Here is a 1835-nt window from a genome sequence, read left to right as displayed (position 1 = left end):
TAGCGGCCATCGTCCGTGCCGTGAAACTTGATGGGATGATGGCGCGTTTCTGACGGTACGGTGTCGACCGTTATCCAGTAGCCCTCACCATTTAAGATGCGCAGCGCATAGAACGTCTCGCCATTAACCTCGAACGTCTGCTTAATGTCCACCATGCCCACGGAATATTCCACCACGGGGTCGGCTTCATGTGGGACGTAATAGTTGGTCGGGTATTCAACATAATCGCCTTGTTTGCAGTTATGCAAATCAGGGTCACGCGACCAAAAGTTAAGAATGTCTGCTCCATCTTCGTTTCGCCAGCCACCATCACCACTTGCTTCGGTGATCTCACGAATACCAGGCGAACCGGATATTTTGATGATGTGGCCAGATTCCCATTCAACAGGCCAGTATTCTGTGGCGAGTCCATCCACATCGCTCACCACGCCGAGCGTATCGTCCACCACATTGACTTGACTCGGAGTGATGGAGTTAATCGGCCCTTCTAGCTCGATCCCTGCCGTGGAAGACGTCGAACCGACCTCGCGTGAGGTGTAAATGTTTTCGTGCGCTGGGTGGCTGGTCACGTCCTCCCCTGGTGCAAACACTTGATAACTGATGTCCCCTGCGTATTTCGACACTGGCGTGTCACTGATGGTGATGTCGTCGCCCGTAAGCTCAAACTCGCCATTGCCAATGGCGGTCATCATGAGCAGGTACTCTTCATCTTCTGAGAAATACCAATGCGGCTCACTGATGATGTCAGGGAAAGTTTTGTGGCGTCCAAACAGCTCAGGGATTACCCCCATCAATCGCACTCGGTTGCCTTGTGCGTTGGCTTCATAAATCGGACTGCCTTCTGGCATGGTTTTCTGGAAGTTGTCAGGGATTTGGTTCATGGCGTAGATGGCCGCGCCAGCCGCCACCACTGCGATCACCGCATAAGCGATACTTGCAGGGTCTTTCGGCTCGGCAACCAACTCCACTAAGTCACCGTCTTGCCAAACATAATCAAACCAATCTGAGGAAGTGCGCTGTTTTTTATTCACGAAATAAGAAAACGGCGGCGTTTCTGATACGTAGTAACCTTTGATGTTCGCAGCCATCCAATCATTGAGCGTTTGCCCAGGTTTGATTGGGGTAAACTCGCACTTACTACGATTGAGCTTGTTGGGATAAACCGCTAGTACAGTCATGTTCGATGTAGTACCTCGTAATTAGTGACATACGCTCAAAATCAGACAGGCTACAGAGCCAAGGTCGGCCCATTTTTCGCCCTGTTTGAGCCACTTTCAGCCCGTTTTCATTCACCACGACACCCACATGCACCAAAGTATCTTCAATCAGGTGGCATGCGATTGCGCTGTCTATCGGGGCGGTTTCAACATACCCACCCACCAATTGGTGATAGGCGTCGGTCATGCCTGCTTTGTCGTCTGGGTCCACGGTCCCAAAGCTGTCCAATAGGGATAAGCCGTGATGATGGTGGCGAACCAAACGAACAAAGCCCCAACAATCCAGACCATGCTCGTCACGACCATGGTCAAGATAAGGCACCGCCATTAACTCATTTAAAGTCATTAGTTCCCCTGGTACTTGAGTCCTTTGGTGATTGTTGGCGTGTAGCGGCGTTTCGGCCATGCTCGGTTCACCAAGTCATGAAACGACGCGACAACGCCAACGGTTTGGATGTTGTCTTTTTCACTGACCGCCGTCAGCGTGAGGGGTGGCTCGGCAGGTGCCGAGACATGGGGATACAAGTAAAAGCGATACGTGATGGTCACTTTGCTGCCATCTTCCATGGCTTTATCAATAAAGCGACGGGCCTCGCCCGTCACGTTATCAATCTGGAA

2 protein-coding genes and 1 pseudogene are annotated in these 1835 nt (G+C 51.6%); all 3 read right to left on the bottom strand.

The annotated features are described in order from the left end of the window. Window positions 1-1178: pseudogene (locus tag R7Q11_RS24635) on the bottom strand (phage tail protein); the annotation flags it as partial. Continuing rightward, entirely contained in the window at window positions 1138-1563 is a 426-nt protein-coding gene (locus R7Q11_RS24630) for a phage tail protein (protein WP_213866509.1), read from the bottom strand. The pseudogene R7Q11_RS24635 and the gene R7Q11_RS24630, both read right to left, overlap by 41 nt. Further along, window positions 1563-1835: DUF1833 family protein (locus R7Q11_RS24625; RefSeq protein ID WP_225466817.1), on the bottom strand; the 273-nt coding region annotated here is incomplete at its 5' end. The genes R7Q11_RS24625 and R7Q11_RS24630, both read right to left, overlap by 1 nt.

The sequence above is a fragment of the Vibrio sp. 970 genome (assembly GCF_033339075.1).
The sequence above is the reverse complement of the archived record's forward strand: the minus strand, read 5'-3'. Positions and strand labels throughout refer to the sequence as shown.